The sequence below is a fragment of the Microcoleus sp. F4-D5 genome (assembly GCF_036704885.1).
Taxonomy (GTDB): Bacteria; Cyanobacteriota; Cyanobacteriia; order Cyanobacteriales; family Microcoleaceae; genus Microcoleus.
Genome location: NZ_JAUBSX010000042.1, coordinates 51,900 through 59,527, shown reverse-complemented (window position 1 = coordinate 59,527; position 7,628 = coordinate 51,900). Strand labels below are relative to the sequence as shown.

Here is a 7,628-nt window from a genome sequence, read left to right as displayed (position 1 = left end):
GACGCCCAGACATTTTAATATTCTCCTTTACTTTTCAGGTAACTCTAGCATAACTTTAGAAAAATGGTATAAAACTTCATGAGCCCTGCGAGTTTTCTGATTATCCCTATCCGCATCCAAGCGCCGCAATAAATCGTGAATTCGATACCACTTTTCACCCCGCGGCGGCTCCTTCCACACAAAGGAAAAACTCGTCAAAATCTCAAAATTTGCACTACTTGCCTGGAAGTGACAACCCGCTCCCAATTTCATATACAAATCCTCATCAAAAGCGCGGCAAGCACTCAGCGAATGCACCGCCGATCGCACTTCGCGATCTACATAACTCAGCAACCTATCCGTTAATTCCTCTGTCTTATTTTCCAACTTCGGAATCCGGGCAAAATCCGACGACAGCAACTCAATTCCCCGCTTTCTTTCTGCAAGCACCACATCCGCGCACAAACCCAAATAAAACGGATGTACCTGCAAATTATCCCAACTATCATCAGGATTGACGCTGGCATATCTAATCACAGCATCAGCCAAATCAGCCTTGTCAATCTCCACTTTGTGCAGGTAATCCCTAGCATCGGCGGGAGACAGATGCCAAACCAATTGTGCATCTATATAATCTTCGGGAATCGGAAACTTCGACGCATTCGGCCACCGCAGTTGTGTGACAGGACAATCTCGCCCCGCAACCGCAACCACAATCCCCGATTTGAAATCCAGTGCCCTCAGCAACCGCCGAAACCACTCATCTTGATACCAAAAATTTATTCCCTGAGAAGTGCGTTTTTCATCCCACAATTTCTCGTGAGTATCGAACAGCATGACGAGGCGTTCTGGTTTGTGTTTCCCAGCCATTGCCGCATTCAAATCACCTGCAAACAATTTCGGCAAACAGTCGATTAACTCAGTATCAATATCTTTGCGGCGAATTTCCTCTGCCTTGTCGTCGCTGACACCGAGGCGATTTTGAATTAATTTCATCGCCCGCTTAATCCCGCCCAATTTATCTAACCCTTTGAGCACCGCTACAGCTTGCGCCACCACCGGAAATTCTGCAAAAGTTTCAACTACAGGTGTCAACAATTCCATGACATCATCGGGGAAAAGTTGGTTGAGAGTTGCGTTTGACTCGCCTTTGTTCAGCAAATACCAAAAGCAAGCAAAATCATAATTGGGAAACTTAAATTTATATCTCTTTGCTGCTTCTGCCAGATTCCGCCGCAGCATCAGCAAGCCATAAAATCTATCTTGCGGTTTATCTTCTTTAATCGGTATCAATCCGAAATCGTGGGTTACGGAGGGTATGGGAGTATAGGTTTTAGGTTCTGCATTGCGGACGAATTCGGCAATTTCGGCGGCCCTTGCTTCGGGAATTTGGCGCAATCTTTGCCAGACTTCCGGGGGAAATCTTTTGCAGCAGTGAAACTGCAAGTGTTTGAGCAGCAATGACTTGCCGTTGCCTCCATCGCCGAAAAAATACAAAATTTGTTCGCGGGGCGGGTCTTCGTTTAAATAAAAGGCAAATCGGCGGGTAAATTCGTGTCTGTCTGTGAAGAGTTGGAGTTTGCGATCGTCGCTAAGAGATTCGCTTTCAAAATCTTCGTCGTCAATTGGCATAAATGTAGGGGTGAGGTGTTAATTTAAGTATAAGCAAAAATTAGATTCAAGCGGCGATTGAAACCCGGCGATTGAAATCGCTTCTACACAAACAAAGTCCGCCTTCGCGGACTAAAAGAGCAAGGAAATATTTAACCACAAATTGGCATAATTCATCAGTCCTCTTTTAGAGGACTTTAGCTTTGAGGCAGGGGTTTAAACCCCTGCCGGATCGTGGCGATAGTGCAATATCTCAGAAACAAATAATTTTAGTGAAATTATTTAAGTATCTTGCGGCAAAGGTTGCAACAAATGGTGACAGAGAAATAGAGCTGTGTTAGAACAGCTATCGATCGACCAGCCAAGCTATCTTAGAAAGGACGCGATCGCCAGCACTGTCATGGTATCTCCACCTAATCCAAATCAATCGGGTTCATCTGCAAAACAGTCTCTAGAGGCTGGGCTGGCAGCTTTGAAACAGCAGGATTACCCCACCGCGATCGCCCTTTTAGAATCCGTTACCCAAACCGCAGGTAATCAGCCGTCGGGAATCCGCGCGCAGATGGGGTTGGTGGCTGCGTACAAAGCAACCGGCAATCTGAAAAAGGCGATCGCCCTGTGCTCTTCCCTCGCCAAAAGTCCCAACTCTCAGGTCAAAACTTGGGCCGATCGCGCTTTAACAGAATTAACCCCCCCTCCCCCCCCAAAACCACCGACAAATAAACCAAAATCCGCAGAAACTCCCCCCGAAACAGGCTTTGTCGCCTTTGATGCCGGAACAAAATCGCCGAAAACATCGATTGGGGGCGATGGCTTACGCCCCGCTTCGCTACGACCGACCGCAGATCAAAAAACAGGATTTTTACCTTTAGAGCCGACTGCCGCGCCGGGAAACCCGAAATCGCAACATATTTCCCCGCCACCTCCACCCCCCACCGGCCAGACTTCCGAACCGGAAAACTCGACAGAAACCGCACCCGATACAGAAATTAGCAGCGAAAATAGTTCCGGTTCCCCAACAGATATCCCCGGAGTCGCCAGCCCAGATACTTACCAACTCACTTGGCGCCAAGCAGGGCGCGCGAAAAGCCCGCGCCCCCTCAAACCGCTGAAGTTGCTGGAGTTTCGGGTGGAAGCCGTTGCAAGTGCGATCGCCCTATTTTTCCTAGCCCGGTTTGTCCTGCAATTCCTGCTGACAAACACTAATTCTCTGTTGGTTCAGCTTTACATATTCACTAGACTGCCTATTTTCGCGCCGATTCAGCTTTTTTACCGCGATCCGACTCCGTTTGTTCAGATGGTTTTTGGATTGCTTTTGGCCTCGTCTCCCTGGCTGACAGACGCGCTGCTGAAACTGTTTTGCGGCATCGAAACTCTGCGCGGGTCAGTTTTATCGAAGCACAGCAAGGAAGCTAGCCGGGTACTGCGAAGCTTTTGTACCAAGCAAAATATGCCGGTGCCGGTGCTGAAACTCTTGCCGCTGAATGTTCCTGTAGCTTTCAGTTACGGCTGTTTGCCCCGTTTTGCTCGGATTGCTGTGAGTCGCGGGCTGTTGGAACAGTTGACGGATGATGAAATTGCTGCTATTTTCGCGCGGGAGTTGGGCCATATTTCTCACTGGGATTTTGCGCCGATGTCCCTGGCGCTGCTGGTGATTCAAATTCCTTACCTGATTTATTGGCAGGTGGCGCACTGGCAAGAACGGTTGTGCGATTTAATGACGATCGAGTTTTTGCGTTCTGCTGTCAAATTTGTGGCCGCTGCAATTTCTGCTATTAGTTACGGGATTTATAAGTTGTTGCGCTGGCCGATGTTGTGGCTGTCGCGCCGACGAGTGTATTTTAGCGATCGGACTGCTGCGGAAATTACGGGCAATCCTAACGGTTTGACGCGGGCATTATCTAAAATTGCGATCGGCATTGCTGGTAATATCGAACAGCAAAAACAAACTAGCTTTTTCCTGGAAAGTTTCGATCTATTGTTACCCGTAGGCGTCGGACAAGCTGTAAGCCTAGGTTCTGCTGCATTACACGCGCCGCTGGAACAGATTTTGCTGTGGGATGTCAGCAATCGGGAGCGCAACTGGTTGACGGTTAACAGCGCGCATCCTTTGCTGGGAGAGCGTTTGAAGCTGTTGGCCCTTTACGCTCAATTCTGGCAACTGGAGACTGAGTTGGATTTGGCAGACGCGGGAGTGCCAGAACCACCCAAGAAAGGAAAATTGTCTCTGTTTAAGTCAATACTCGAATTTAAAGACTCAAAATTATTTTTACAGGGTGCGCCGTTTTTTGGGATTCCGATGAGTTTGGCGATAGTTGGGGTGCTTTGGCTGATTGGGGGGATTTTTTCGAGGACGAGTATCTGGCAGTTGGATTGGCTTTGGGGGGATAGATCGATTATTTGGGGCTGTTTGCCGATCGGATTTTGTCTCGGTACTTTGATGCGGATCAATTATTTCTTCCCGGACATTATACCCCGAGAAACCGCTTCGCCGAGTTTGCCGGAAATTTTGTCAAATCCCGAGAGTTTGCCGCTGGATGCTGAACCGGTGCGGCTGGAAGGGCAACTTTTGGGTCGATCGGGTATAGATAATTGGCTGGGACAAGATTTGATTTTGCAGACGGCGACGGGTTTGGTGAGGTTGCACTATGTTTCGAGGTTTGGCTGCATTGGCTCATTGTGGCCCAAACCGACTCGCCCCAGCGATTTGATCGGAAAATCTGTTGTGGCGACTGGTTGGCTGCGCCGGGGTGCTACTGTGGCGATCGACCTCGAAAGTCTCCGCAGTCAAGGAGGGAGGGTTAGTGACAGCGGACATCCGATTTGGTCTGCAGTTTTGGCTTTTGCTGCTGCTTTTTGGGGCGCATACATCATTATCCAGGGCCCAAGGTAAGACGATTTTGGATTTTAGATTTTGGATTTTAGATTGAATAACGGGAAATGACTTACTGCATAAGGGTTTCGAGGTTGCCTACAATTGCATTTTTTACAGGTATGAGGAATAGTTATCAGATTGCCGCACTCGATCGCGCACAACGCGCAGCCCCAGATGAGTTTTGAGTTAAACGGGGGATGGGCGATCGATCTTCTCGGTGCGCGGTGAGCACCCTACACTCTTGTTGCTTGTTCATTCGTAAAGAAAAGTTGCTTTTTTGCCAGCATTCTGTTACATTAGTTTACATGAATTCGATTGAACCAAAAAGCGCAATAACTTCAGTTGGCTAAAATCTCTTAAGGCATTGCGTAAAAATTGTCAACATCCCAACACAGCAAGTACAGCCAGCCGCTTGTCGGCTGTTTTTTTTCAACCGCTATTTTTGCTGTGCGGGATGAATTCTCAAAAGTGATTCAGATGTGGTAACCGTTAAATTCAGACTGAAATCTTCCTAAATAACTAGCTCTGTTACCAAGGCTGTGATACCTTTAAAGAATGCTCGGACTCTGCCGGGCCTGATTTAAGGGATAGCGGGTAAGTGAGTAGTTCTCAGCATTAGGAGCGAGACTAGGAACGAGGTAAGATTACTGGCTGAAAAAATGTTAGCCATTTTATCCATCACTGTATTAAACTAAATACTGGCATTCCGATCGCTTGCAATTGACATCCTTGGACATAAATTTCTAGACGGCGCTGGCTATAAACATTCTGAATCAAAACCGGAAGCAAGTAATACAGAATAGCCAATAGCCTAAACATTTGAGTGATGACTAAAAGTTTACACAACAACCTGAGATTGAAAAGCTCTCTGCATCGGCGGTTAAGTTCCGGCCTTATCAGAGTAAATCATCTTTTTGTTCTAAAAGGTGGGGGGATCTGTCAAGGTTGGTGGGAGGAATGCGCCAATTCTCGGGTTATGTGGTGTTTGGCTGAAGTCAATATTCAGTTGACTTCAGGTAATTCTGTTCGAGCAAATTAATTAAAATCCAAGTCGGGAGGAATTTTTCATGTCTATTCGTCTTTATGTTGGCAATCTACCGAAGGAACTCGATCGCCAAGAATTGCAAGAAGTTTTTGCACCGGAGGGCGAATCTGTTACCACCAAGGTAATTACAGACCGCAAAACTGGTAAATGCAGAGGATTCGGTTTTGTGACGGTGCTAACCGACGAACAAGCCGACCAAGTTATTGAGAAATATAACGGCTTGATGTTCAAAGAAAACCCGCTGAAAATAGAGAAGGCACTGCCCCGCTCTAAGGGTAAATCTGAGAAGGGCGAAGACGATCAGCAGCAGTCGCCGCAGTCACCGCAGTTGGTGTCGGCATCGGCGTCGTCGTCAGTGCCAGCACCTGTGCCCCAGCAACAGCAGCGCTCGGCTCCCCCTACCCAAGGTGGTGGCGGTTCCAGCAAAAGCAATCGCCGTCGGGGTGACAGCAACAAGTCTCGCCGCAATCAGTCAGCAGCAACGGTGTCGAGCGCTGATTCCGGCTCGGTGCAGCCAGATCCGCGCTGGGCGAGTGCTCTGGAAGAACTCAAGCAAAGATTGGTGGAAGCTCAGACTACTAATTAGTCGAAAATGGCGGCTAATTGCTGCTGTCTCTCGGCTGTGGTTGACTGAATGTATCTGGAAGTGCGATCGAGCACGGGTCAAAAAACCCTGTTCTCGATCGCACTCTTTTATGGTAAAAAACCTCTAAGATCTAGCAGTGCGGTAAAATAAGCGCGATCGGGCAAGTAATGAAAACTCAAGTCCTGACTACCAACCAGTTTGATTTTGGTCGATCGACCGGACACGATGTCATATCCCGAGAATGGTTGGCAAAAACCCGGTTTCTCTGAAAATATAGAGTTAAGCAGCGAAACATTTAGAAAGAAACCAGGTTTTTAGCCCCCCTAAATAATTCCTGCTTATTCGATCGGTCCGAATTCAATTGTCTCAATAAACTCAAAAATCTTGTTCATAATTCCCTCAACTTCAGACTCCAGGGAACCCAATTCATCCCCCTCGTGATAAATTCGCTGACAGCTTACCGTGTAGCAAAAATCGTCAGCAATAAAAGCCATAAGTCCCCGGTAAGCATCCCACCGAGTCAGAGGGCGATCGTGTTCTTGCACGCTGATAGTTGCACCCGCAGGCAAATCTAAAACAACGAAATAAGCTTCTTCATCTTCTAAATATTCCGCGTGAAGTAACTTAGAGTTGGCAACATTAGCAAGAATTGCCTGAGAAACAAAATTGTCGAGAAAAGACTTGAGATAAGCTTCCTCGCCAACCGACTCGATTGTTTCTTCCACTTCACCAGCAACAGGGAAATAATCAATTTTCAGCAAAACGCCAAAGTCGTCAGAAAATGCGACACAGCTTTCTTGCTCATCAATTTTACCGCCTCGTTGCTCGTCAACTGGAATGGGGACGCTAAAATTGCCTTCAGGAGATACGTACCATCCTCCATCCAAATCAGAATATTCGCCCTCTACTTCCGAGTAAGCAGCAGTTACATCCTCAATAATTTCTGCTGCTTCCTCGTCTTCCACACCTAATGCTTGCTGAAATTTCTGAAGAAAAGCCTGGTGCTTCTGAGATATTTCTCCATCTGCGACAAACATTGCTGCGGTTATTGCAAAAGTATCCAAAACTAACTCATCTGGGATCGATTCCCAAGCAGTATTAAATAATGCTCCTAAACCGTCTTGGGCAACTATATCGGCGAGTTTTTGAAACATTGCTGACATATCATCTTCCGAGTATTCACCAAATATTTCCGATTCCCAAAGTATGCTTTCTAATATGTCAGCATCGGTATCAGGGGAATTTGCTTCGGCTGCGACAAGCGCTACCGCCGCTACAGATTCTTCTAAAGTCAAGCTTGCTTCGGATCGGTCTTCTGAATTGAATATTTTATCAAACTTGCTCACAGGTTTTGCCCCGCTAGTGTTTAGTTTTGCTATTCATAGCAAATTTATGACATCAAAAGATAGTCGTCAATCGATTGCGCGATTTTAGATTTTAGATTTTAGATTAAAGAATTGAAGCATTGACCCTACGGATAGATTCGGCGGCTCCTTTATCGGATACAGGTTGGTTATTTCTCCGTCCTGAGT

Annotated in this window: 4 protein-coding genes; 2 read left to right on the top strand and 2 right to left on the bottom strand. The window is 47.0% G+C overall.

Annotated features, from left to right (window positions below; genetic code table 11):
* Nucleotides 1–27 precede the first annotated feature (27 nt).
* Nucleotides 28–1,611: a hypothetical protein gene (locus QUA80_RS19625; RefSeq protein ID WP_333426779.1), complete on the bottom strand. Its 1,584-nt coding sequence runs from the start codon at nucleotides 1,609–1,611 to the stop codon at nucleotides 28–30.
* A gap of 313 nt (nucleotides 1,612–1,924) precedes the next feature.
* Here QUA80_RS19625 and QUA80_RS19620 point away from each other — a divergent pair, with 313 nt between their 5' ends.
* Together QUA80_RS19620 and QUA80_RS19615 are read left to right on the top strand one after the other, a co-directional pair.
* The gene (locus QUA80_RS19620; RefSeq protein WP_333426778.1) at nucleotides 1,925–4,483 is read left to right on the top strand and encodes a zinc metalloprotease HtpX; all 2,559 of its coding nucleotides are present in this window, start codon (nucleotides 1,925–1,927) and stop codon (nucleotides 4,481–4,483) included.
* A 1,049-nt stretch (nucleotides 4,484–5,532) separates the two neighbouring features.
* Complete coding sequence (locus QUA80_RS19615; protein WP_333426777.1) at nucleotides 5,533–6,096, top strand: RNA-binding protein; 564 nt, start codon at nucleotides 5,533–5,535, stop codon at nucleotides 6,094–6,096.
* Between the two features lie 338 nt (nucleotides 6,097–6,434).
* On the opposite strand, the gene QUA80_RS19610 is transcribed toward QUA80_RS19615, so the two are convergent.
* Nucleotides 6,435–7,442: a tellurite resistance TerB family protein gene (locus tag QUA80_RS19610; RefSeq protein ID WP_333426776.1), complete on the bottom strand. Its 1,008-nt coding sequence runs from the start codon at nucleotides 7,440–7,442 to the stop codon at nucleotides 6,435–6,437.
* Nucleotides 7,443–7,628 lie beyond the last annotated feature (186 nt).

Excerpts from the sequence above, each read along its gene's own strand:
- QUA80_RS19615 (WP_333426777.1), top strand. The coding sequence starts at position 5,533 with ATGTCTATTCGTCTTTATGTTGGCAATCTACCGAAGGAACTCGATCGC.
- QUA80_RS19625 (WP_333426779.1), bottom strand. The coding sequence starts at position 1,611 with ATGCCAATTGACGACGAAGATTTTGAAAGCGAATCTCTTAGCGACGAT.